The sequence below is a fragment of the Geodermatophilus sp. CPCC 205506 genome (genome assembly GCF_051383635.1).
GTDB lineage: Bacteria > Actinomycetota > Actinomycetes > Mycobacteriales > Geodermatophilaceae > Geodermatophilus.
The window spans coordinates 1-22,913 of the sequence record NZ_JALPKP010000041.1; the positions used below are offsets into that span (position 1 = coordinate 1).

General features: G+C 73.3%; 21 protein-coding genes. 6 read left to right on the plus strand and 15 right to left on the minus strand.

Translation table 11 applies throughout. From position 1 onward, the window contains the following. Window positions 1-224: 224 nt before the first annotated feature. The 10 genes from MY520_RS20660 to MY520_RS20705 form a co-directional block, all read right to left on the minus strand. Window positions 225-908, minus strand: coding sequence for a PaaI family thioesterase (locus tag MY520_RS20660; RefSeq protein WP_436694452.1), 684 nt, complete (start codon window positions 906-908; stop codon window positions 225-227). After that, window positions 905-1,942 (minus strand): NAD(P)H-dependent flavin oxidoreductase, encoded by a 1,038-nt coding sequence (locus tag MY520_RS20665; protein ID WP_436694453.1) that lies wholly within the window; start codon window positions 1,940-1,942, stop codon window positions 905-907. Before MY520_RS20665 ends, MY520_RS20660 begins: the two co-directional genes overlap by 4 nt. 92 nt (window positions 1,943-2,034) lie before the next feature. Beyond that, entirely contained in the window at window positions 2,035-3,000 is a 966-nt protein-coding gene (locus tag MY520_RS20670) for a lysylphosphatidylglycerol synthase transmembrane domain-containing protein (protein ID WP_436694454.1), read from the minus strand. Between the two features lie 22 nt (window positions 3,001-3,022). Next, the gene (locus MY520_RS20675; protein WP_436694455.1) at window positions 3,023-4,144 is read right to left on the minus strand and encodes a glycosyltransferase family 4 protein; all 1,122 of its coding nucleotides are present in this window, start codon (window positions 4,142-4,144) and stop codon (window positions 3,023-3,025) included. Window positions 4,145-4,155: 11 nt separating this feature from the next. Further along, complete coding sequence (locus tag MY520_RS20680; RefSeq protein ID WP_436694456.1) at window positions 4,156-6,477, minus strand: CDP-alcohol phosphatidyltransferase family protein; 2,322 nt, start codon at window positions 6,475-6,477, stop codon at window positions 4,156-4,158. Between the two features lie 63 nt (window positions 6,478-6,540). Further along, window positions 6,541-7,449 (minus strand): hypothetical protein, encoded by a 909-nt coding sequence (locus MY520_RS20685; RefSeq protein ID WP_436694457.1) that lies wholly within the window; start codon window positions 7,447-7,449, stop codon window positions 6,541-6,543. After that, window positions 7,446-8,207, minus strand: coding sequence for a class I SAM-dependent methyltransferase (locus MY520_RS20690; RefSeq protein ID WP_436694458.1), 762 nt, complete (start codon window positions 8,205-8,207; stop codon window positions 7,446-7,448). Before MY520_RS20690 ends, MY520_RS20685 begins: the two co-directional genes overlap by 4 nt. A gap of 160 nt (window positions 8,208-8,367) precedes the next feature. Continuing rightward, the gene (locus MY520_RS20695) at window positions 8,368-9,054 is read right to left on the minus strand and encodes an HAD family hydrolase (RefSeq protein ID WP_436694459.1); all 687 of its coding nucleotides are present in this window, start codon (window positions 9,052-9,054) and stop codon (window positions 8,368-8,370) included. Continuing rightward, window positions 9,051-9,422 (minus strand): 6-pyruvoyl trahydropterin synthase family protein, encoded by a 372-nt coding sequence (locus MY520_RS20700; protein ID WP_436694460.1) that lies wholly within the window; start codon window positions 9,420-9,422, stop codon window positions 9,051-9,053. The genes MY520_RS20695 and MY520_RS20700 overlap by 4 nt, the downstream gene beginning before the upstream one ends. A gap of 4 nt (window positions 9,423-9,426) precedes the next feature. Then, window positions 9,427-10,410 carry a zinc-binding dehydrogenase gene (locus MY520_RS20705; RefSeq protein WP_436694461.1) on the minus strand — a complete coding sequence of 328 codons (984 nt, stop codon included), beginning with the start codon at window positions 10,408-10,410 and terminating at the stop codon, window positions 9,427-9,429. 90 nt (window positions 10,411-10,500) lie between these two features. On the opposite strand from MY520_RS20705, the gene ribA reads away from it, so the two are divergent. After that, window positions 10,501-11,859 carry a GTP cyclohydrolase II gene (gene ribA / locus MY520_RS20710; RefSeq protein ID WP_436694462.1) on the plus strand — a complete coding sequence of 453 codons (1,359 nt, stop codon included), beginning with the start codon at window positions 10,501-10,503 and terminating at the stop codon, window positions 11,857-11,859. Between the two features lie 26 nt (window positions 11,860-11,885). Here the strand turns inward: ribA and rox are convergent, their stop codons facing one another. From rox to MY520_RS20735, 5 genes are all read right to left on the minus strand, one after another. Beyond that, window positions 11,886-13,313, minus strand: coding sequence for a rifampin monooxygenase (gene rox / locus MY520_RS20715; protein WP_436694463.1), 1,428 nt, complete (start codon window positions 13,311-13,313; stop codon window positions 11,886-11,888). Between the two features lie 156 nt (window positions 13,314-13,469). Continuing rightward, window positions 13,470-14,474, minus strand: a complete 1,005-nt coding sequence (locus MY520_RS20720) for a zinc-dependent alcohol dehydrogenase (protein WP_436694464.1) — start codon at window positions 14,472-14,474, stop codon at window positions 13,470-13,472. A gap of 19 nt (window positions 14,475-14,493) precedes the next feature. Next, window positions 14,494-14,736: a hypothetical protein gene (locus tag MY520_RS20725; RefSeq protein WP_436694465.1), complete on the minus strand. Its 243-nt coding sequence runs from the start codon at window positions 14,734-14,736 to the stop codon at window positions 14,494-14,496. Between the two features lie 96 nt (window positions 14,737-14,832). After that, window positions 14,833-15,345 carry a MarR family winged helix-turn-helix transcriptional regulator gene (locus tag MY520_RS20730; protein WP_436694466.1) on the minus strand — a complete coding sequence of 171 codons (513 nt, stop codon included), beginning with the start codon at window positions 15,343-15,345 and terminating at the stop codon, window positions 14,833-14,835. A gap of 115 nt (window positions 15,346-15,460) precedes the next feature. Next, on the minus strand, window positions 15,461-16,960 hold the full coding sequence (locus tag MY520_RS20735) for an aldehyde dehydrogenase family protein (RefSeq protein WP_436694467.1): 1,500 nt from the start codon (window positions 16,958-16,960) through the stop codon (window positions 15,461-15,463). Window positions 16,961-17,361: 401 nt separating this feature from the next. Here MY520_RS20735 and MY520_RS20740 point away from each other — a divergent pair, with 401 nt between their 5' ends. From MY520_RS20740 to MY520_RS20760, 5 genes are read left to right on the plus strand one after another with little or no spacing between them, the layout of a single operon-like run. Next, window positions 17,362-18,240, plus strand: a complete 879-nt coding sequence (locus MY520_RS20740) for a transketolase (RefSeq protein ID WP_436694468.1) — start codon at window positions 17,362-17,364, stop codon at window positions 18,238-18,240. Beyond that, window positions 18,240-19,205: a transketolase family protein gene (locus tag MY520_RS20745; protein WP_436694469.1), complete on the plus strand. Its 966-nt coding sequence runs from the start codon at window positions 18,240-18,242 to the stop codon at window positions 19,203-19,205. Before MY520_RS20740 ends, MY520_RS20745 begins: the two co-directional genes overlap by 1 nt. Before the next feature lie 38 nt (window positions 19,206-19,243). Beyond that, window positions 19,244-20,305 (plus strand): zinc-dependent alcohol dehydrogenase, encoded by a 1,062-nt coding sequence (locus MY520_RS20750; protein WP_436694470.1) that lies wholly within the window; start codon window positions 19,244-19,246, stop codon window positions 20,303-20,305. Then, window positions 20,302-21,825, plus strand: coding sequence for a sugar ABC transporter ATP-binding protein (locus MY520_RS20755; protein WP_436694471.1), 1,524 nt, complete (start codon window positions 20,302-20,304; stop codon window positions 21,823-21,825). The genes MY520_RS20750 and MY520_RS20755 overlap by 4 nt, the downstream gene beginning before the upstream one ends. Before the next feature lies 1 nt (window position 21,826). Continuing rightward, on the plus strand, window positions 21,827-22,816 hold the full coding sequence (locus MY520_RS20760) for an ABC transporter permease (protein ID WP_436694472.1): 990 nt from the start codon (window positions 21,827-21,829) through the stop codon (window positions 22,814-22,816). Window positions 22,817-22,913 lie beyond the last annotated feature (97 nt).

Sequence of the window (22,913 nt, forward strand, 5' to 3'; positions counted from 1 at the left end):
GTCGACCACCGCCGTCCGCAGGCCGCGGAAGCCGGCGTAGTACGCGGCGTACAGGCCCGCCGGACCGGCCCCGACGACGAGCAGGTCGACCTCGATGTCCCGCCCTCCGGCGGTCGGCACGGGGGTCGGGGGCAGGGTGTGGGTGGCCGTCATGTGCCGGCGTCCTCTCGTCGTCGCTCGGAGCCGCGGGTGCGGCGCCGGTCGGGCTCGTGGTGGGGGCGGGGTCAGCCGGTGCCCAAGCGCCCGGTGGTGGCCGCGCCGTCCGCGGCCCGGACGCCGTCGAAGTAGCGGGCCGCGACCTCGGGCGAGGGCGCGACGAACGTCGCCGAGGCCTCGACCAGCGGCAGGTCCGGCGCCGCCTCCGTGGTGATCCCGCCGACGGCGGTCGTGCGCCGGCCGTCGACGGCGGACACCCGCCCGGTCAGCCGCAGTGGTGTGTACAGCGGCACCGGGCGCCGGTAGCGCAGCTGGAGGTCGATCGTCATCCCCCAGCGGCCGGCGACGATCGCCGCCTGCCCGAGGACCTGGTCCATGAGCAGCGCCGCGATGCCGCCGTGCAGGTACGTCGGTGGGCCCTCGTACACCCGGCCCAATCGAGGGCGGGCCAGGACGGCGCCGTCGGCGACCTCCCACTGCAGGGGTACGGCCATGCCGTTGCCGGCACCGACGACCGGGTTGAACACCTTGACGTTGCGTGCCATGTCGTCCAGCGGCGAGAGCTCCGTCGGCGGTCGCTGAGCCGAGGCCAGCACGGCGGTCGCCGCCCGGACGCCGACCGCGGCCGCCCTCAGCTCGGCGGCGGTGGCCGTCGTGCAGACCGCGGCCTCCAGCGCCTGCCGGACGGCGTCTCCGAGGTCGGCGACGGCGGCGGGGAGCTCGGGGTCGAGGCCCTCCCGCTCCCCGCTCACGCGGAGCCCAGGCGCGCGGCCAGGTCCCGGAGCACGGCGGCGGCCTCCTCGGCCATCGCGGGCACGAACTCCGCCACGTCGACCAGGTCGGTGATGGCGGAGGCCACCTGGCCGGTGAGGACCAGCCCGTCCCGCACGTCGCCGTCGGTCTGGGCGCGCTGCATCGACTCGATCTTCCAGCGGGTGAGCTCGACGGCGTCGACCTCGCCATCGGAGCCGTGCCCTCGCCCGAGCAACTGCTCCGACGCGGGGTTCCGGAGCCCGCGGCAGGGGCCGTAGACGCCGTCGAAGGCGACGTCGTCGCCCTCCTGAGCGTCCAGGAGCGCCTGCAGGTAGGCCGGGTGCCAGTCGCTGTTCTGGTGGCTGGTGATGAAGCGGGTGCCCATGGCCACGCCGTCAGCGCCCATGGCGAGCGCTGCGGCCAGCCCCCGGCCGTCGCGGGCGCCGCCGGTCAGCAGGACCGGGACGTCGACGGCCTCGGTGACGCTGGGCACGAGCACGAAGGTGTGCACGGCCTTGCTCGGGGCGTGACCACCCATCTCGAAACCCGCAGCGATCACCACGTCCACGCCCGCCTCGGCGGACCGCACGGCCTGCCGGGTGCTGCCGACCTTGTGCTGGTGGACCATCCCGGCGTCCTTGATGCGGGAGATGTAGGCGCCGGGGAAGCCGGCCGAGGTGGTGAGCACGCGCAGCTGCGCGGCCAGCCCCGCGTCCGCCTCCCGGGCTGCCAGCACCGTGCGGACGTACACGTCGGTGAAGGGCAGCACCTCGCCCTTCCCGTCGACGCCGACCGGGATGTTCACCGCGAAAGGCCGATCGGTGAGCGCGGCGCACTCCTCGATGTGCTCGCGGAAGGTGCGCGCCCCCGCGTCGAGGTCGACCGGCATCCCGGGCATGCTCACCGTCCCCAGGCCTCCCGCCGCCGAGACGGCGGCCGCCAGCTTGGGCGTCCGGAAGGGCCCCAGCCCCTCCTGGACGATCGGGTGCTCGATGCCCACCAGGTCGGTGTAGCGGTTGCTGATCGGACCCACGGCGCCTCCTCGGTCTCCGGACGTTCTACACGTTCGGAAAGAGGGTACCCACGAGTGTCAACCAAAGACCAGCCGCGAGCAGCCCCGGGAGGTCACCCCACGGCCCCGGTGCCGTGCTCGGCGAGCACTCGCGCAGACCGGGCTCCCCGCCACCGGACACGCAGCCAGCCGACGAGGAGGACGGCGGCCCCGGGGAGCGTCGCCACCAGGGTCATCACGCCGAAGGCGGTGGCGACGGCCGTTCCCGGACCGGCACCCCACCCCGCAGCCGCGAAGACCCAGGCCGCGACACCTTCGCGCGGGCCCCATCCCGCGACGTTGAGGGGCACCGCGGCGGCCAGCAGGACGATCAACGCCAGCGGGAGCATCTGCAGCGGGGGAGCGTGCACCCCGGCGGCGCGCGCAGCGAGGAGGAACGTGCCCAGGAGCCCCCCGACGACGAGGAGCGAGGCGAGCAGGACGGCCGGCCAGGTGGACGGCTGCAGCACCGCCTGGCGGATCTCGGCGGCGGTCCCCCGCAGCGCCCGCCCCAGGCGGGCGCTGCGCCCCGCCACCCCGCGGCCGGTGACCAGCACGGCGGCCCCGGCGGCGGCGCCCGCCAGGGCGACCAGCGGGACCGCCCCCTGCACCGGCGAGGGGAGGGCCAGGAGCACCAGGAGCGCCAGCACCACCTGGACCGCCTGTCCCGCGGCTCGCTCCCAGACGACGGCGCGCACCCCGAGGCCGAGGTCACCGGCGCCGACGCCGTGCCGCACGCCCCGGTGGACGTCTCCGAGCACCCCGCCGGGCAGCGTGCAGTTGAGGAACTGCGAGCGGTAGTAGGCGGCGGTGGCCGCGGGCAGCGCCAGGTCGAGCCCCAGAGCCCGGGCCACGACCCGCCAGCGCCACGCCGAGCAGACCGTCGTGACCGCGCCGATCGCCGTCGCGGCGAGCAGCGTGCCGGGGTCGAGCCCGCGGAGGCCGTCCAGGAACGGGTCCGCCCCCAGCTTCCGGAGGAGGACGGCGAGGAGCACGGCAACGCCCAGCAGGCGTGCCGCCGTCCACGCACGTCGCCTCACGACCGGTCGGCCTCCGTCCGTCTCACCACTCAGTACGGAGCGGCGGCCGCTCCCGTTCAGCACCGACGGCGGACAGCACCGTCCTGATCCGCCGGCCGGTCGTCCGCCAGTCCGGGAGGGTCTCCCGGCGTCGCAGGGCCGCCCGCCGGAGACGGCAGCGCACCTCGGCGTCGGTGAGCCAGCGAGCGAGAGCGGCCGCGAGGGCGTCGCTGTCGTCGGGCGGCACGAGGAGGCCGGGCACGCCGGATGCCGTGCGTCCCACGGCCTCGGGGACTCCGCCGACCTCCGCCGCGATCACCGGCAGGCCGGTGGCCAGCGCCTCGGTGATCGCCATGCCGTACGTCTCCGTCCGCGAGGGCACGACGAGCACGTCGGCGCCGCGGTACTCGAGCTGCAGCGCTGCCCCGGTGCGCGGTCCCGGGATCCGCACGCGATCGGCGATCCCCGCGTCGCCGGCCTGCCGTTGCAGCGACGCGACGAAGAGCGGGTCGCGGTCCAGCGGGCCGACGAGGGTGCAGCGCCAGGGCAGGCCGGCCGTTCGGGCCAGCGCCGCCAGCAGCAGGTCCTGGCCCTTGTGCGGCGCGAGCGCCCCGACGCACAGGAGCCGTCCCCCGCCGGCCGTCCCTGGGCTGGCGGGTGCCGTCCAGGTGCCCGGGTGGGCGACGTGCACGCGGGCAGGTGACAGCGCGTACCGGTCGAGCAGCTGCTCGCGGGTCCAGGCGCTGGTGGTGACGACGGCCCGCGCGGCGGCGAGGACGGCCAGCTCGTCGCGTTCGTCGACGGCGTCGCCGCCGAAGACCATGTGCACCAGGACGACGAGCCGCAGCCGCCCCGACCGCGGCACGAGCACCGGGCGGGCCGCGGAGGCGATCAGTCCGTCGACGAGGACCAGGTCCCCGGCCGGCAGGGCGTCGAGCGACCGCGCCAGGGCGTCCAGCGCTGTGGCGTCGGGTCGCGGCCAGGAGCCCGGAGCGGCGATCTCGACCACGGTCCAGCCGGCGTTCCGGAGGTCGTCGCAGACCTCCCGGTCGTAGCGGTTGCCGCCGCTCACCCGCGCGGGGTCGTCGATCCCGTCCGGGACGACGACGTGGACCCGGTCGACGGCGGGGTGGACCGCGCGGCCGCTCCGGTCGGGCCCGCCCACGGACGCCCTCGTCACCGTGGCGGGCGGGGCACGGTGAAGGCGTCCAGGAACCGGTCGCGGAAGGCGTCCATGCGCCACACCGGAGCGGTCGCGCTCGGCAGCAGCCCGTCCTCCCAGCGCCAGGGAGCGATGCGGTCCAGCACCGCGGGGTCGGAGGCGACCACGGAGACGGGCACGTGGTGGCTGGCGTCGGGGCCGCTGACCGTCGTGGCGGGTTGGTGGTCACCGAGCAGGACGAGGACGAGGTCGTCGTCGCGCAGGTTCACGACCCAGGAGATCAGGGCCTCCAGGGAGTACTCGATGGACTGCCCGTAGAGCCGGCGGAGCGTGTCAGGGTCGCGCAGGGCCTCGTCGGGCGACAACCCCCGCGCGGGCATGGGGTCGAAGACGGTGCCGTCGCCGAGCTGGTCCCAGGGCACCATCGTCGGCAGCGGGGTCCACGGGTGGTGCGAGGAGACGAGGTTGATCTCGGCCATCACGGGAGGGTGCCCGGGGCCGAGTTCGAGCTGCTGGAAGGCCGCCAGCGTGTACTGGTCGGGCATCGGGGCGAAGCTGAACGCGGGGCCCCGGTAGCCGAGGCTGTGCCGGTCGTAGAGCTGGTCGTAGTGGTAGAAGGACGTGCCTTGCGGCCACGGCTGGTCGTTGGCGGGAGCGACGTTGACCGTGCGCCAGCCCGCCTCGCCGAAGGCGGCACTGAGGGTGACCCGGTCGCTGGCCATCAGCTGGTCGTAGCGCGGTTGACTGTCGATCCACAGTCCGGACTGCAGGGTCGAGTGGGCGAGCCAGCTGTAGCCGCCGAAGGTGGGGGAGTCGAGGAAGGCGCTGCGCGCCTCGAGTCCGGCCCGGGCCAGCCGGGTGGTGCCGCTGCGCAGGACGGCGGCGACGCCGGGAGCGACGACGGAGTCCTGCACGGCGACCTGCCCGTAGCTCTCGATGAAGGCCACGACGACGTCCTTGCCCTGCAGGCCGGCCAGCAGCTCCGAGGTGACCCGGCCCGCAGCCGGGTCGACCGACCGGCTGGCCGCCTCGAAGCGCTGCTGGTCCCGCACGGCCTCCTCGACGTCACGGCCGTGCGCGATGGCCAGCCCGGCGGTGCTGGTCGAGGCGACCGGGCCCGCCGGGACGAGTTCCAGCGACAGGGCGGCGCAGACCGCCCACACAACGCCCAGGACGGCGAGTCCGCGAGCCGAGCGGCGGCGGTGCCGGGCGGTCACGCTGCTGACCCGGAGCGTCGACCCGACGACGACCGCGACCACCAGCGCGAGGGCGAGCCCGGCCAGGACGAGGACGACGGTGGCGGCGGTGGCTCCGATCGAGTCGCGCACCACCCCGATCGCCGGTCCGAGGAAGCCCCGGTCGAGCACCGGGTTGAACGGGCGCCCGAGCTGCTCGTGGAAACCCAGGTCGAGGAGCTTGACGATGGTGAGCAGGCCCAGCGCGACCCCGGCCGCCGTCGCCAGGACCCGTCTCGGCCGGGGCGGCAGCAGCAGCCCGATCGCGACCAGGCCCAGTCCCTCCAGCGGGATGCGGGCGAACGCGGCCGGGGTGAGCTGGTCGAGACGGGTCGGAGCGACGAGGACGGCCCAGACGACCGCGGCCGCGACCAGCGCGGTGGTGAGCCGCAGGGCCTGACGGGTGCGCCGGCCGGCGCCGGTGCGGTACAGCCAGACGATGCTGCGGCCGAACGACTCGGCCAGCAGCACCAGCGCGACGCCGACCGCGATCATGCCGACCGGGCGGGGCGGCACCCCGGATGCCGCGGCGGTGAGGACGATGCCCTGCACGGCGGCGACGACCTTGCCCCAGTACCGGGGCGGCAGCGGGGCGGCCAGCCACCGGACCGCCCACCCCGCGACCAGCAGCACGTAGCGGGCGACGCCGATGGCCAGCACCCAGCCGCCGTAGTCCCGGGACACCGCGACGCTCAGCACCAGGATCAGGAAGGCGTCGACCTCGCCGTCGAAGCGGGCTCCCAGCGGTGTGGCGGTTCCCGTGCGTCGCGCCACCTGCCCGTCCACGGTGTCCAGGGCGAGCGCCACGGACGCGAGGAGGACCAGCGCGGGAACGTGCAGCGGCCGGACGAAGGCGTCGGCGACGAGCCCCGCGACCCCGGCGCTCAGCAGCGCCCGGCTCAGGGTGACCCAGTCCGGCGGGAGGATCGCCGGCCGTCCGCTGCGGACCCGAGCGCCGACCAGCAGCGCGGTCGCCCCCCAGCCGGCAGCCAGTCCGGCGACCCAGCCGGCCGGGCCGAGGCCGGCAGTCAGGGCGAGGGCTCCGAGCAGGGCCGGCGTGGCCAGGGCCCCGACGATCGCGGCGAGTCGAACCGTACGCACGGCGCCCTCCGCAACGACCTGTCGGTCTCTCGCACTGCACTACGGATCTGCGGTCGCGTCGGTTCAACCGGCGACCACGCTGTTCACGGCACTACCCGGCGACCGGCCCGTGAAGTCGAGCTGATGAGCGATGTACAGCAGCTCGCCGGCGGCCACCTGGCGGCGGCGGACCGCCAGCCAGTCGGCCAGGGCGTCGGGCTCCACCCGGTCGGTCAGCTCATCCTGGATCGTCTGCAGGATGCTCTCCAGGAAGGATGCCTCGCCGTCGGGATACGTGCCGTCCGGGCGCGCGTGCACGACCCAGTCGGACGAGCCCGATGCCAGCGGTGGCGCTCCGGTGGCGCACAGGTGGCCGAAGAGATGGCGACCCGTCCGGCTCTCCCCCGCGGGCCGGCCGTAGCGGACGCGCTCCTCCATGCTGCGGTGGTAGGCGCCCAGGACCTCGTCGTCGCGGGGGTGGTCCGGCTGGAAGATGCTCTCGCCGTCGAAGTTGATCGTGAACCAGTAGACGCCGCCCGGGACCAGCAGCCGGAAGAGCGCGGGCAGGACGGCCGGCACGTCCACGAGATCCAGGAACGCGTTGGCGATCACGACCTCGACCTCCTCCCCGTGCCCGGCCTCGAGGTAGTCGCCCAGCTCGGCTTCCACCAGGCGCACGCGCAGATCGCCCAGGCGCACCCCGTCCGGCAGCGGTTCGGTGGGCAGGCCCCGGGCGGTCGCCCACTCGCCGAGCCACGCGCGGGAATCCCGCAACAGCCGGCGATCGACGTCCAGCAGGGTGTACTCCCCGACGGTCACGACCTGCCACTCCAGCAGGCGGGCCACCATCGTCCCCAGACCGGCGCCGACCTCCAGGACCCGCGCTGGGCCCGGCGGCATCAGGCGGCACAGTTCGGCCAGCACGTGGCGGTTGAGCGCCCGGTCGTCCACGCTCTTCTTCGCCGCCAGGTAGCCGGTGTAGGTGTGGCTCATCGCTTCTCGGCCACCAGCGCGAACTTGCGGACCCGCCCGCAGCCCAGCCAGTCCGTCCACAGCTCGTGGGCCTCGATCAGCTCGGCCAGCGCCTGCGTCCCGATCTGGCGGGCGACCTCGGCCGAGTTCCCGCGCAACGCCTGCACCATCGCCGCCGCCGTCGCGCCATGGGAGGCACTGCACTGCTCCTGCGAGGTCACGGTCAACCCGAACTCGCCCAGCAGTGCCGTCAGCTCCGCCAGCTCGATGAGCCAGACGGTGTCGGCGTCGGGCATCCGGGCCCGTTCTCCCGGGGTGAGCGGCCGGCCCTCCTCGACGGTGAAGGCGAAGCGCCCGCCGGGCTCCAGCACCCGGGCCACCTCACCCACGAGGTCCCGCTTGTCGCGGAACGCGAGCATCGTCTCCAGCAGGAGGACGACCTCGAAGCGGCCGTCCGGCAGCGGCGGGAGGTGCGCCTGCTCGAAGCGGCACGGCAGGTGACCGGCCAGGCCCCGGGCGATGTCGACGGCGCTGTCGGAGTAGTCCAGGCCGAGGTACCGGCAGCCCAGCTCCGCCGCGATCAACCGGCCCGGGCCGCCCACCCCGCAACACAGGTCGAGCACCGACACGCCGGGGCCGACCCCGGCGCGGCGGGCGAGCTGCCGGATCTCGCCGGCCCGCATGAAGCTCTCCTGACCCACGTACTCGCCGGGGGGATAGGCGGCTTCCCTGGCCCGCTGCAGCGCGGCCAGGAACGGAGCGCGCTGGTCCTGTCTCACGGCGCGGCGCCCACGGCGTCGCCCGCCCGGTCGGCACGCGAACGCCGGCCATCGACTCGGTGTGGAGCTGCGCGCATACCGCCTCCGTCACTGCCTGTGCACGAGATCACGGATCGGCGGTGGCAGCGGTTCAGTCGCATCCGGCGGCGGGACCGGCGGATCACGTCGGTGCCTGGCCGAGCAGGGGCAGCACGTGGCCGAGGCCGCGCGGGCCGGTTGCGGCCGGGGGCGGCAGCAGCAGGACGAGGAGCCCGGCGGCAGCTGCCCCGCCGTCGGTCAGCGGGTTGTCGCCGACCATCAGGGTGACCGCTTCCTCGACGCCGAGCTGCGCACAGGCGGTGCGGAAGGTCCGGGGGTCGGGCTTGCAGGTGCCGGTGTCACAGGAGAGCACCACGGCGTCGACCCATCGGTCGAGCCCGAGGAGGGAGAGCGCCGGTCGGAGGTCGAAGCCGGTGTCGCTGAGGATCCCGACCGGGACGCCCCGTTCGTGCAGCCGGCGGAGGGTGGCCGTGGTGTCGGGAAAGGCCTCCCACGACCGGGGGTCGACGGTCAGCTCGTAGAGCGCGCTGCTGAGCCCGGGCGCCAGGTCGTCGGCTCCGCACCGCCGGTAGAGCTCGGTCCAGACGGCGCGGTGACCCTGCGGGGACAGGTCGCGGCCCTTCGCCAGCTCCTCCGGCGTGCCGGCGCCGGCCAGCACCCGGCGCCAGACCGCTGCGGCGGCCGCCGCCTCGACCTGGATCCCGAGTCGCTCGGCGGCGGTGCGGAGCAGTGCGCCGGGCTCGCCGCGCAGCCGGATGAGGGTGTCCCCGGCGTCGAAGAGCACGGCCCGCACCGCCCGGGGTGTCACAGCGCGGCTGTGTAGCCGCCGAACGCAACCGGGTCCTCCCAGACCCGCACGGCCAGCGTCGTCCCGGGCAGCCGGCCGAGCGCCGCGGTCAGCTCGCCGTGCACCCACCGGGCGAACACCTCGACGGTGACCGCCTCCTCGTCCGGCATGAGCAGGTCCAGGTCGGCGCCGTCGAGACGGGCTGCGGTGTCCTGCAGCGCCTGGTTCAGGACGTCGAGGTCGACGACCATGCCGCGCTCGTCGAGGTCGTCCCGGCGGGCGACGACGTCGAGCCTGTAGTCGTGGGAGTGACGTTCGCCCTCCGGCGGCGGCATGCCCGGCATGATGTGGAAGGCGCGCACCTCGACTGCGGTCCCGGTCTCGTACATGGCGCTATGGATAGCGCAGGTCGACGTGGAGGACATCCGGAACGCGGCGGTCCAGTGCGTCGTACGCGGCGGCGGCGTCGTCGAACTCCATCTCGGTCGTGGCCAGGGCCGAGAGGGGGAGGTCCCCGAGCAGTGCGGTGGCCATCTGACGACGGCGGGTGACGTCCCAGCGGTCCGAGAGCGTCGCCGGGATGGTCGACACCTGGCTGCTCCGGATGGTCAGCCGGCGCCGGTGGAACGCCCCGCCCAGGGGCAGGCACACCTCCTGCTGGCCGTACCACGAGCCGACGAGCGCAGTCCCCTCGTGCGCCAGCAGCTGCAGCGCGTCGGCGAGTGCGGTGGGAGCGCCGGAGAGCTCGAGGAGGAGGGGCACCCCGTCGGAGGGGAGCCGGGCCGGGAGCTCCTCCGGTGGCGCGGCGGGGACGCCGAGGGAGTCGGCGATGTCCCGTCGTTCGCGGAGCGGGTCGCTGGCCAGCACGTTCGCCCCGGCCCGCTGGAGGAGCAGCGCGGTGATGAGCCCGACAGCGCCGAGGCCGAGCACGGCCACGGTCTCGTGCGCCACGTGACCGGCGTCGAGGCTCAGCTGCAACCCCGTCTCCACGAGCGGGAACAGCGTCGCCGACCGTGGGTCCGCGCCGGCCGGGAGCACGACGACGTCGTCCTCGGACACCACGAACCGGTCCTGGTGCGGGTGGAACGCGAACACCAGCGTTCCGGGGGAGAGGGAGCCGGTCGAGCTCTCGACCCGGCCCACGCAGCTGTAGCCGTACGGGAACGGGTAGCGGAAGGTGCCGCCCAGCGACCCGATCCGTTCGTCGAGCGGGAGGTCGGGGTCCAGGAGCCCGCGGTAGCAGAGCAGCTCCGTGCCGCTGCTGATCCCCGAGCGCAGGGTGCGGACCAGCAGCTGGCCGGGACCGGGTGGCGGGACCTCGACCGAGGTCGTCCGCACCTGCCGGGGGGCGACGAACACCAGACGGCGAGCCTGCACTGCGGTCGACCTCCGCGTTCTCCGGGCGGCACCTGTCGGCCGCGCGACGGTAGCGTGCGGGCCCGATCCGTGCGAGCGAGGAGTCCGTCGATGACTGCTTCACCGTCAGAGGACGGGACGAGGCCCCGCGAGGTGGCGGTCGCCACCATCCCGACGTCGTACGGCGAGTTCCAGGCACGGGCGTTCGAGAGCCCGTCCGGACACGTGCACCTCGCCCTCGTCTGCGGCGACCTCGGGGACGGCGGATCGGTCCTGACCAGGCTGCACTCGGAGTGCCTCACCGGCGACGCGCTCGGGTCCCTGCGCTGCGACTGCGGCGTGCAGCTGCGGACCGCGCTGCGCACCGTCGCGGCCGAGGGCCGGGGCATCGTGCTGTACCTGAACGGGCACGAGGGCCGCGGCATCGGCCTGGTCAACAAGCTGCGGGCCTACGTCCAGCAGGACGCCGGCGCCGACACCGTCGAGGCCAACCTGCGGCTCGGCCTGGAGGCGGACCTGCGCGACTACGCGGACGCGGCCGCCGTCCTGGAGACCCTCGGCGTCCGGACCGTGCGACTGCTGTCCAACAACCCCGCGAAGCTGCACGGCCTGCGACGCAACGGGATCGCCGTGGAGTCCATCCGACCGCTGCGGACCGCCGCCCACCCGCGCAACCGCGCCTACCTGGAGACGAAACAGGCCCGGTTCGGGCACCTGCGTCCGGGCGGCACCGGGCTCGACGAGCTGCCGGCCGCCCCGGTGGACGTCGCTGATCTCCTCGGGTCGCTGCGCCCGCGTGCCGACCGCCCCCACGTCGTGCTGAAGTACGCCCAGACCCTCGACGGACGGATCGCCACGTACACCGGGGACGCGAAGTGGATCAGCGGCGAGCCGGAACGCCGGGTGGCCCACGCCATGCGGGCGGGCTGCGACGCGGTGCTCGTGGGGGCCGGCACCCTGCTGCAGGACGATCCTCAGCTCACCGTGCGCATGGTCCCCGGCGCGTCGCCGATGCGGGTGGTGCTCGACTCCACCCTGCGCACGCCGCCGACGGCCAAGGTGCTGTCGGACGACGCCGCCACACTGATCCTCTGCCGGCCCGATGCCGACCCGGCCCGCCGCCAGGAGCTGACGGCGGCGGGCGTCGTGGTGCGGGACGTGGCCGCGGGGCCCGACGGGTTGCAGATCGACCAGGTGCTGCACCTGCTGCGCTCGCTCGGGATCGCGTCCCTCCTCGTCGAGGGCGGGGGGCGGGTGATCACGTCCCTGCTCCGTGCCTCCGCCGTCGACCGGGTGGTGGTGTCGGTGTCACCGCGGATCATCGGTGCGGGTGTCGAGGCGGTGGGCCCGCTCGGGACCGCCCGCGTCGCCGAGGGCATCCGGCTGGTCAACCGGTCGGTGCACCTCGCCGGTGACGACATCCTGCTCGGGTTCGACGTCGCCGACGCACCGGCCGCCACCGTCCCCTGAGCGGGTCCGTGCGTCTCGAGATCCGCTCAACCGACTGCAGCGCCGAACCACCGGGGCAGGTGGTCGAGCAGCTCCCTCTGGTCCTCACCGACCCACGCCACGTGACCGTCCGGCCGCACCAGCGCCGCGGCGACGTCGAGTTCCTCGCTGACGTCGACGACGTGGTCGACCCGGTCGGCCCAGCCCGCCACCGAGAGCCGGCCGGTCTGGTCGAGCAGGAGTCCCCGGCCGCCGTGCATGAGCTCGTAGAGGCGCCCCCGCTCCAGCCTCACGTCGCGCAGCCGCCGGCCGAGCAGCTCGTGCGTCTCGCCGAGGTCGTATCGGACGCCGATGGCGGTGTTCTTCTCGACCAGGTACCGGTTGACCTCGTCGATGTCCATCAGCTCCGACAGCAGCCGGCGCACCGCCCGGGGACCCGGTTCGGTGGACAGCAGGTGCATGTGTGCGCGGGTGGTGTCCAGCACCTCGGCGGCCACCGGGTGCCGTTCGGTGTGGTAGCTGTCCAGCAGCCCCTCCGGTGCCCAGCCGTCGACCTCGGCGGCCAGTTTCCAGCCGAGGTTGAAGGCGTCCTGGATCCCGAGGTTGAGCCCCTGCCCGCCGGCCGGCGGGTGGATGTGCGCCGCGTCGCCGGCCAGCAGCACCCGGCCTGCCCGGTAGCGATCGGCCAACCGGGTGGCATCGCCGAACCGGGAGAGCCAGCGCGGTGAGTGCACGCCGAAGTCGGTGCCGGCGAACACCCGCAGCTGCTGCTTGACGTCGTCGAGGGTCGGCGTGACCGAGCGGTCCTCGACCACGCCCTCGGCGGGCACCAGCACGCGGTGCGCTCCCTCCCCGACGGGCGCCAGGCCGAACCGGAGTTCGGTCCTGCGGACCTCGGCCACGACCGCCGCCAGCTCCTCCGGAGGGACTGCCACCTCCATCTCACCCAGCAGCAGCTCGACCGTGGCGGGCTCCCCGGGGAAGGCGATCCCCGCCAGTTTGCGCACCACACTGCGGCCGCCGTCGCAGCCGACGAGGTGGTGCGAGCGCAGCTGCGTGCCGTCGGCCAGCTCGGCGGTCGCCGCGTGGTGGTCCTGGCTCAGCCCGACCACCTCGCAGCCGCGCCGGATCTCGACGCCGACCTCGAGGGCGTGCTCGGTCAACAGGCGCTCGACGACCGGCTGCGGGATGCCGAGGGTGTAGGGGTGCGCCGTGTCCAGCCGGGCCGGAGGCGGCTTGGCGATGCCGGCGAAACCGCCCAGCGGGTGCTTCGTGCCGAGCGCGAGGAACCGCTCCAGCAGACCCCGTTGATCCAGGACCTCGATGCTGCGCACGTGCAGACCGAGCGCGCGGATGGCCTCGGTCGGCTCCGTGTCCTTCTCCAGCACGACCACGTGCACGCCGTGCAGCCGCAACTCGCCGGCCAGCATCAGGCCGGTGGGTCCACCACCGACGACGGTCACGTCGAAGTCCACCGGTGTCTCCCTCCCTCGTCGCTCCGGCCGGGGACTCTGCTGCACAACCAGGGGCTTGCCGCAAGCCCCCGGGTGCGTGCGAACCTGCGGTGGGAGGGACGACGCTGCTCGGGCCCGCAAGAGCGCGGGTCATGGCAGCGGCCCGGAGCTGCGGGATCACTGTCCCGGGACGGTGAGGACCCGGACCAGGTCTCCCGGACGGCGCAGCCGCACCAGCGCGTCCGGCGTATCGGCCAGGCCCACCCGCTCGCTGACCAGGTCCTGCACGGGCAACCGCGGGCCGACCACGTCACTGACGGCGGCCCGGAAGTCGGGGTAGGTGAAGGCGCAGCTGCCGGTGAGGTGCAGCCCGCCGGCCACGAGCCCCAGCAGCTCGACCCGCGCCGTCTCGTCGGTCAGGGCGACTTCGACGCAGGTCCCGCCGGAGGCGAGGACGTCCAGTGACTCGGCGATCGCCCCGGGCGCGGCGGAGCACTCGAGGACGGCGTCGAAGCGGCGGCCGGTGCTCGCGACGTACTCGCGCACCGACGTCTCGCGGGTGTCGAGCACGACGTCGGCGCCGGCGGCCCGCGCGGCCGCCCGTCGTCCCGGCGACCGGCCCGCACCCACGACCAGGCTGACCCCGGCTCCCTTCAGGGCCATGACGGCGTTGAGGCCGATCGTGCCGACCCCGTAGACGAGCGCGGCGTCGCCGGGGCCGACACCGGCGAGGCCCACCGCGTGCGCCGCGACGGCCAGCGGCTCCGCGTGGGCGCCCCACTCCACCGGCACGTCCTCGGGCAGCGGCACGAGCTGGCCGGCCGGGACGGCGGCGAACTGGGCGTAGCCGCCCGGCGCGGTGATCCCGAGGTTCGGCAGGTGGCAGCGGAAGGGCAGCCCGCGGCGACACTCCCGGCAGGTGCCGCAGGAGCCGAGGGGGTTCACCGAGACGGGCTGACCGACCCGCCAGCCGGAGGCCTGGCCACCCACCTCGACGATGCGCCCGCCGAACTCGTGGCCGAGGATCTGCCCCTCCACGGTCAGCCCGCGCTCGACGGCGTGGACGTCCGAGCCGCAGAGCCCGCAGGCGGCCACCTCGACCACCACGCCGTCGGGAGCGGGCACCGGGTCGGGGACCTCGGCGACCTCGGTGCCGCCCGGGACGCAGACGACAGCCTTCACCGTGGCGCCGCCGTCGTCGTCACTCGAGCCGGGCGCGGGCCTTCGCGGCCACGGCGGGCACGGTCAGGCCGTAGTGCTGGTACAGCTCGGCCGGGACGCCGACCGCGAGGTCCTCGTCCGGCAGTGTCACGCTGCCGAGCCGGGCGGTGACACCGGCCCGCCCCACCGCCTCGGCCACCGAAGCGGTCAGCCCGCCGATGGCGTCGTGGTCCTGTGCGGACTCGCATCGAGTCTCCTCCGCTGACGGTGTGACGCCGGCCACCTCCGGTCGTCACCGACAGGATGGTCGCCCCGAGTTCTCCACCGGGGGGACGGGCAGCGACGCCGACGAAGCGCTGACGGCCGCGGGGCCGAGGGGTCAGGCGCTGTCGGCGTCCACGGGTTCGTCCGGCGCGTCATCGACCTCCAGCTCGCGAACGCGGGCGAGGAGCCGGCGCAGCAGCTGGTTCAGCTGGGTGACCTCCTGCGCCGACAGGTCGGCGAGGATGATCTCCTGGCCGCGCATCGAGATCGGCAGCATCGCGTCGTGCATCTGGGTGCCGTCGGCCGTCAGGTACAGGTGCCGGGACCGGCCGGTGTCCTCGGCCTGCACGATGAGCCCGCGCGCGGTGAGCACGTTCACGCTCTTGGAGACGATCGCCTTGTTCATCGCGATGAACTCGGAGATCTCGCTTGCGGTCACGCCCGGCCGGACGCCGATGGCGGCGATGACGCGCCAGTCGTTGGTGCCCAGTCCGAACCGGGAGCGCAGCGCGCGCGATTCGCGATACACGAGGCTGTTCGAGAGGAGGGACAGCAGGCGCGGGGTGAAGTTCTCGCTGTCGATCACGGTCGGCATGGGGGTGCGGACGGCTTCGGGCGGCAGCTCCATCGTCGAGTCCTTCATCGGGGCGGCATGAGGCGTTGCCTCGAGTCTCGCGGACCCGGCCTCCCGTCGTCCGCGGGACCGGCGGGGGAACACCCGCCGGCCCCGCGGACGGCGTCGCTCAGGCCGATGCCTCGGCCTGAGCGGTGGAGTCCGCAGGGTGCGCGATCGAGCGGGTGTCCTGGAAGGCGCGGACGCCCTCGATGCCCTGCTCGCGGCCCATGCCCGAGGCCTTCATGCCGCCGAAGGGCGCGCGCAGGTCGAGCCGCGCGGCGCCGTGGTCGTTGACCCACACGTAGCCGCACTCCAGCTGGCCGCCGAGCCGGGTGGCGGTGTCGGTGTCCGCGGTCCACACCGAGGCGCACAGGCCGGCCCACGTGTCGTTGGCCAGCCGTACGGCCTCGGCGTCGTCGTCGAACGGGATCACCGGGATCACCGGTCCGAACTGCTCCTGGGTCACCACACGCAGCGACGGGTCGGGGTCCACCACGATGGCCGGACGCAGGAAGTTCCCGCCGGCGAGCTCGCCCTCGGGCAGCCGGCCGAACTCCAGCACCGTCGCGCCGGAGGCCTTCGCCTCCTCGATGATCTCCGAGACGAATGCCTTCTGCGCGGGCTGGTGGAGGGGGCCCATGGTGGTGCCCTCGGCGAGGCCGTGGCCGAGGACGACCTTCTCCAGCCGCGCGGTCAGCCCGGACACGAGCTCGTCCTTCCGCGACCGGTGCACGTACACCCGCTTGGCGTTCATGCAGATCTGGCCCGTGGTGTCGAAGATGGCCCCGAACAGCCGGTCCAGGTGGTCGTCGTCGAGGACGGCGTCCTCGCGGACGATCGCGGCGTCGTTGCCGCCCAGCTCCAGGGTGACCCGGGTGAGGCTGCGCGCGGCCATCTCCATGATCCGCTTGCCGCCGTTGACGCTGCCGGTGAAACAGACCTTCGCGACGTCGGGGTTGTCGATCAGGCCGGCCATCTCGCTGTCCCGGCCGGTCACCACGTTGAGCACGCCCGGGGGGAGCTTCTCGGCGACGCGCTGCACCAGGCGCGTGGTCGCCAGCGGCGTCGACGGCGGGGGCTTGACGATCACCGTGTTCCCGGCCAGCAGCGCGTGCGGCAGCGACGCGGCGAGGATCGCGATCGGCCAGTTGAACGGCACGATCACCGTCACCACACCGATGGGCTGGTAGGCGACGGTGGTCTCGACCGCGATCCCCGGGGCGGGCGGCAGCACCTTCGTCTGCTCCACCTCGTCGGCGAGCGAGAGCGCGAGCTGCCACCGGATCTCGAAGACCAGCGCGTCGATCCAGGACTCCATGCGGATCTTGCCGTTCTCCAGGGAGAGGATCCGCGCGTCCTCGTCGCGCTCGTCGGCGATGCCCTCGATGGCGGCGGCCATCCGGGCCGCCCGCTCCGAGGCGGACAGGGCCGCCCACGCCGGGTAGGCCGACCTGGCCGCCGCCACGGCGTCCGCGACGTCCTCCTCGGTCGCCGCGGCCGCGTGACCGACGACCACGCCGGGCTTGGCCGGGTCGACGACCTCGAGCGTGTCCGTCGTCGATCGCTCCTGCCCGCCGATGTAGAGCCCCGTCGTCACCGGAGCCGTCGTGTTGACCGTGCTCGTCATGCGGATCGCCACCTCTGTGTGTGTTCCGTCTGCCGCGGGTACCGGATGGCACCGTGGCCCTGCGCAGTCCGCGCCGGGAGGCCGGTTGGTGCCCCGGGGCGGGTCGGTCGAGGTCACGCACCAGCGAGTCGGTGACCGGGAGAAGCCCCCGTCGTCCGGGGCGGTGCGTGACCTGGGGGCGCCGTTCGCCGTCCCCTCGGGGGCCGCCGGCGCTGCCATGAGTATGGGCGGATCGGCGTTCACATGTAAACCGACTCAGGTGTTTACATGTAAATCGGGAGTCGCTACTGTGGCGCCCGTCACCAGCACCGCGGGCACCGGCCCGGGGCGGATGACCAGTCGAGGCAACGAGAACGACCGGCCGTGTCCGGTTCTCACTCGCATCACACGTGGAGGTACCAGTGAAGGACGATGCCGTCTGGCTGGAGGGCGAGCGCCCCTCCGTCGAGGAGCTGGAGGAGCGGGCCTACGAGCTCCGGTCCAAGCTGCTCCACCTGTGCGGCACCTACGAGGGCGCCGTGCACATCGGTGGTGACCTCTCCGCCGCGGACATCTTCACCGCGCTCTTCCACTACGGGCTGCGCGTGGACCCGCACGACATCAGCAACCCGCGCCGCGACCGGTTCCTGCTGAGCAAGGGGCACGCGGCGGTGTGCATGTACATCGCCATGTCGATGCGCGGCTTCTTCTCCTACGAGGGGATCGTCGACACCTACGGGCAGCTCGACAGCGCCTACGGCATGCACCCGTGCAAGGTGCAGCTGCCCGGCGTCGAGGCGTCCACCGGCTCGCTCGGGCACGGCCTCCCGCTCGCGGTGGGCATGGCGCTCAGCGGCCGGCACCGCGGCGAGGACCACCGCGTCGTCTGCCTGCTCGGCGACGGCGAGACCGGCGAGGGCTCCGTCTGGGAGGCCGCGATGGCCGCCCGCAGCAACGAGCTCGGCAATCTGGTGGCCTTCGTCGACCGGAACCGCCAGCTCATGACCAGCCACGCGGAGGAGCGCATCGCCTTCGAGCCCTACCCCGACAAGTGGCGGGCCTTCGGCTGGAACGTCGTCGAGATCGACGGCCACGACATGGCCTCCCTCGTCAAGGCCATCGACGACCTGCCGTCGCCCGACAGCGACCGCCCGACGGTGGTCATCTGCGAGACGGTCAAGGGCAAGGGCGTGGACTTCATGGAGCGCAATCTCGCCTGGCACGCCGGCTCCCTCGGCGCCGAGGACCTCAAGCGAGCACTGGCCGCCCTCGAGGCGTCACGAGAGAAGGAGACGGTCTGATGCCGGTCACGTTCACGTTCGGCGAGATGCTGTCGGCCCGGTCGGTGATCGGGTCCACCCTGGCCGAGCTCGGCAAGACCCACGACAACCTGTGGGTGCTCACTCCCGACATCGGCGCGACGCTGGTGGAGTTCCAGGACACGTTCCCGGACCGCTTCCTCGACGTCGGCCTCGCGGAGCAGGTGTGCGTCGGCATCGCCGCCGGCCTCGCCTACGACGGCAACATCCCGGTCGTGTCCGGCATGCTGCCCTTCCTGAGCATGCGGGCCCTGGAGCAGATCCGCACCGACGTCTGCTACCCCAATCTGCCGGTCAAGATCATCGGGACGCACGGCGGTCTGGTGGGCAACGGCGGGTCGACCCACTACGCGGTCGAGGACCTCGCCCTCATGTGTGCCCTCACCAACATGACCGTCACCTCGATCGGTGACCCCGCGATGGTCGGCGAGATCCTGCGCCAGTCGATGACCATGCCGGGGCCGATCTACATCCGGCTCGCCGTCGGCAAGAAGGACAAGGTCCTCTACGAGGAGGGCGAGCACGACGTGCGGATCGGCAAGGGGATCATCGCCCGCGAGGGCACCGACGCCACGATCTTCACGCACGGCACGACCGTGGCGCAGGCGCTCCAGGCGGCGGACGAGCTCGCCGAGGACGGCCGGTCGGTGCGGGTGGTCGACATGTTCACGCTGAAGCCGATCGACGAGGCACTGATCGCCCAGTGCGCCGACGAGACCGGCGGCCGGTTCGTGGTCCTCGAGGACCACCTCGCCTATGGCGGGCTCGCCACCCGGGTCGCCGACGTCGTCGCCGACCGCGGCATCGGCCTCACCGCCTTCGAGCGGCTCGGGATCCCGCAGGTCTACGCCGGCTTCGGCGACGACGAGGAACTGCGCAACAAGCACGGCTACGGCCTCGCGGCGACCGTGGCGGCCACCCGCCGGGTCATCGCGCACAAGGCCTGACCTCCCATCCCCTCGACCAGCGCTCGACGGAGAGACGAATGAGAACAGTCGCGGTCACCAAGATCGGCAGTCTGCGCGACCCGGACGAGTCCGCCCGGGGCCGGATCGGCATCGTCGAGCTGCCCGAGCACCCGCTCGGCCCGGAGGACGTCCGCATCCGGATCGCCTACTCGGCGATCTGCGGGTCGGACCCGCACCTGGCCGAGGGGTTCTTCGGCACCGATGTGCCGATCGGCCTCGGCCACGAGCTCTCCGGCGTCGTCGAGGCGGTGGGGGACGGCGTCCGGACGGGGATCCGGGTCGGCGACCGCATCGCCGGCAACTTCCTCCGGTTCTGCGGGAGCTGCGGACCGTGCCGGGACGGCCGCCAGCAGTTCTGCGAGTTCATCCAGGACTACAACCGCCCCGGCATGGCCGAGACGGTGACCTGGCACGAGTCGCAGGTCTACAAGCTGCCGGACTCGGTCAGCCTCCGGCGCGGCTGCCTGCTCGAGCCCACCTCCGTCGCCGTCCGCATCGCGGACAAGTCCGGGATGCGCGTCGGTGACCGCGTCGCGATCTGCGGCGGCGGTCCGATCGGGCAGCTCGCGCTGCAGGTCATGCGGCTGCACGGGGCCACCTCGCTCACCCTCATCGAGCCGATCGCCGAGCGCCGCGAGATGGCCCTGGCCGCCGGCGCGCAGCACGTGATCGACCCGGTCGAGGAGGACCAGGAGGCGCGGACGGCCGAGATCACCGGGGGCCGCGGTTTCGACGTGGTCATCGACGCCTCCGGCTCGACGCGAGCGGTCCGCGGGCTGCTGGACATCGCGGCCAAGGGCGGCACCGTCGTCTACGGGGCGATGTACCCGCACGACTTCGAGATGCCGCTGAACCTCTCGGACTTCCTCTACCTCAAGGAACTCACCCTCACCGGCGTCTTCGTCTCGCCCTACGCCTTCCCCCGGGCGGTCCAGTTGCTGCCGCTGCTGGACCTCGACGCCCTGACGGAGACCGCGTTCCCGTTCGACCAGGCCGTCGAGGCCTTCGCCGCGCACGTCAGCGGCAAGCACCCGAAGGTCCTCATCCGGTGCAACGACGTCGACGAGGCGCAGCGGTGAGCACGGCCGTGCGGCCCAGCGTCGTCGACGCGCCGCCGGCACTCGAGGCGGTCGGCATCGAGAAGCACTTCGACGGCGTCTACGCCCTCAGCGGTGCGCGGCTGTCGGTCCAGCCGGGGGAGATCCATGCCCTCCTCGGCGAGAACGGCGCCGGGAAGTCGACGCTCATCAAGATCGTGACTGGCCTCTACGCGCCGGACGAGGGGGAGATCCGGCGCAACGGGGAGACGGTCCACTTCTCCACCGTGCGCGCGGCGCACGGCGCGGGGGTCGTCGCGCTCTACCAGGAGCTGTCGATCATCCCGACGATCAGCGTGGCCGAGAACATCCTGCTGGGGGAGGAGACCCCGAGCCGCGGGGGCGTCGTCAACTGGGGGCAGCTGAACAAGCGGGCGGGCGAGCAGCTGGCCCGGCTCAACCAGCGGATCTCGCTGCGCAAGCTCGCCGGCGAGCTCTCGCCGGTCCAGCAGACGATGGTCGCCGTCGCCCGGGCGCTGGCCACGGATGCCCGCGTGCTGATCCTGGACGAACCGACGGCGTCGCTGACCGACACCGAGATCGTCGACCTCTTCGCCGTGCTCCGCCGGCTGCGGGACGAGGGCGTGGCGATCGTCTACGTGTCGCACCGCCTCGAAGAGGTGTTCGAGCTCTGCGACCGGCTCACCGTCATGCGCAACGGCGAGACGATCGTCACCAGGTCGATCGCGGAGACGAACATCGACGAGGTCATCTCCACCATGGTGGGGCGCCCGCACGGCCTGATGTACCCGGAGCGGGACACCGCCACGACGGACGTGGTGCTGGCGGTCCGCGGCCTCACCGGCTCCCGCGTCAAGGACGTGTCGCTCCAGGCGCACGCGGGCGAGGTGCTCGGCATCGGCGGGCTGGCCGGGTCCGGTCGCAGCGAGCTGCTCCGGCTGCTGGCGGGGGCGCAGAAGCGGGCGTCGGGCGAGGTCACCGTCGCCGGCACCGCCCTCACCCACGCGGTCGGGGTCGGTCACGCGCTGGAGGCGGGCATGGCGTTGGTCCCCGAGGAGCGGCGCAGCCAGGGGGTCATCCTCCACAACTCCATCCAGGACAACATCGCGGTCGCCAACATCCCCACCGTCAGCCGGGCGGGGTTGGTGAACAACCGTGCCATCGCGAAGATCGCGCGCGCGGCGCTCGGCGACCTGCAGATCAAGGCCCGGGGGCCGCGCCAGCCGGTCGGCCAGCTGTCGGGGGGCAACCAGCAGAAGGTGGTCCTGGCCAAGATGCTGGCCCGCAAGCCGAAGGTGCTCCTCATGGACGAGCCGACGCGCGGCATCGACGTCGGCACCAAGGCGGAGATCTACCGCCTCATCCGCCGGCTCGCGGCGAACGGCACCACGGTCATCGCGGTGAGCTCCGAGCTGCCCGAGCTGATCGGCATGTCCGACCGGATCCTGATCATGCACGAGGGCCGCGTCTCCGGTGAGGTCCAGGCCGCGGACGCCGACGAAGAGAACCTCCTCACCTACGCCTACGGAAGGACCGCCTGACATGGCCCAGACCGAAGCGCCCCCGGTGGTGGCGCCCGCGGCGTCGTCCGAGCGCACACCCTTCAGGCAACTGCTGTGGCAGGGCGGGACGCTGCTCGCCCTCGTCGCGCTCATCATCCTGTTCGGCGCGCTGCAGCCCGATGCCTTCCTGAGCTTCGGCAACGTGCGGAACATCCTGGCGCAGATCGCGATCCTCGCGATCATCGCGTCGGCGCAGACGGTGGTCATGGTCGTCGGCGACTTCGACCTGTCGGTCGGCGTGACCGCCACCCTCGCCGGCGCGTCCGCCGCCGCGCTGATGATCGAGGGCTGGTCCATCCCGCTGGCCATCGTGGCGGCGTTGGTCGTCGGCACGCTGGTCGGCGTGGTGAACGGGATCCTCGTCGCCTACATGAACCTGTCCGCGTTCGTCGCGACGCTGGCGACGCTCACCGCCGTCGGCGGTCTCGCGTTCATCGTCACGGACGGGACCACGCTCTTCGGCATGCCGGAGAGCTTCGAGGTGATCGGGCAGGCCCGGCCGCTCGGCCTCCCGTTGCCGATCTTCTTCGCCGTGGCCGTCTGCGTGATCGTCTGGCTGGTCCTGAAGTTCACGACGCTCGGCCGGCGGTGGTACGCCGTGGGCGGCAGCGCGGAGGTGGCCCGGCTCTCCGGTGTGAACGTACGACTGGCGAGGTTCCTCGCCTTCACGGTCGCGGGGTTCGTGTCGGCGATCGGCGGGGTCATCCTCGTCAGCCGCCTGGCGAGCGCGAGCGCGACGAGCGCGAACAACTACATGCTGCTCGCCGTCGCCGCCGTCTTCCTCGGCATGACGGTCGTCCGGTCGGGAGCGGCGAACGTGGGCGGCACGCTGGTGGGCGTCGGGATCATCGGCGTGATGAGCAACGGGCTCAACATCATCGGCGTCAGCGCCTACTTCCAGCAGGTCTTCACCGGCCTGATCATCATCGCCGCGGTCACGCTGTCGGCGCTCAAGTCACGCACCCACTGACAGGACCTCGTCCTCCCCACCCCTCGGGCTCGAGGGGTCGGGACGGGGCCGACTCCTCCTTCCCGCGACCCCCAGCGCCTGCTCCGGTCGCCCGTGA

What these genes read in the sequence shown, in the direction of transcription:
- MY520_RS20735 (WP_436694467.1), bottom strand. Translation starts at nt 16,960, where the DNA reads ATGACGAGCACGGTCAACACGACGGCTCCGGTGACGACGGGGCTCTAC.
- MY520_RS20760 (WP_436694472.1), top strand. Translation starts at nt 21,827, where the DNA reads ATGGCCCAGACCGAAGCGCCCCCGGTGGTGGCGCCCGCGGCGTCGTCC.
- MY520_RS20750 (WP_436694470.1), top strand. Translation starts at nt 19,244, where the DNA reads ATGAGAACAGTCGCGGTCACCAAGATCGGCAGTCTGCGCGACCCGGAC.
- MY520_RS20745 (WP_436694469.1), top strand. Translation starts at nt 18,240, where the DNA reads ATGCCGGTCACGTTCACGTTCGGCGAGATGCTGTCGGCCCGGTCGGTG.
- MY520_RS20685 (WP_436694457.1), bottom strand. Translation starts at nt 7,449, where the DNA reads ATGAGCCACACCTACACCGGCTACCTGGCGGCGAAGAAGAGCGTGGAC.
- ribA (WP_436694462.1), top strand. Translation starts at nt 10,501, where the DNA reads ATGACTGCTTCACCGTCAGAGGACGGGACGAGGCCCCGCGAGGTGGCG.
- MY520_RS20700 (WP_436694460.1), bottom strand. Translation starts at nt 9,422, where the DNA reads ATGTACGAGACCGGGACCGCAGTCGAGGTGCGCGCCTTCCACATCATG.
- MY520_RS20730 (WP_436694466.1), bottom strand. Translation starts at nt 15,345, where the DNA reads ATGGAGCTGCCGCCCGAAGCCGTCCGCACCCCCATGCCGACCGTGATC.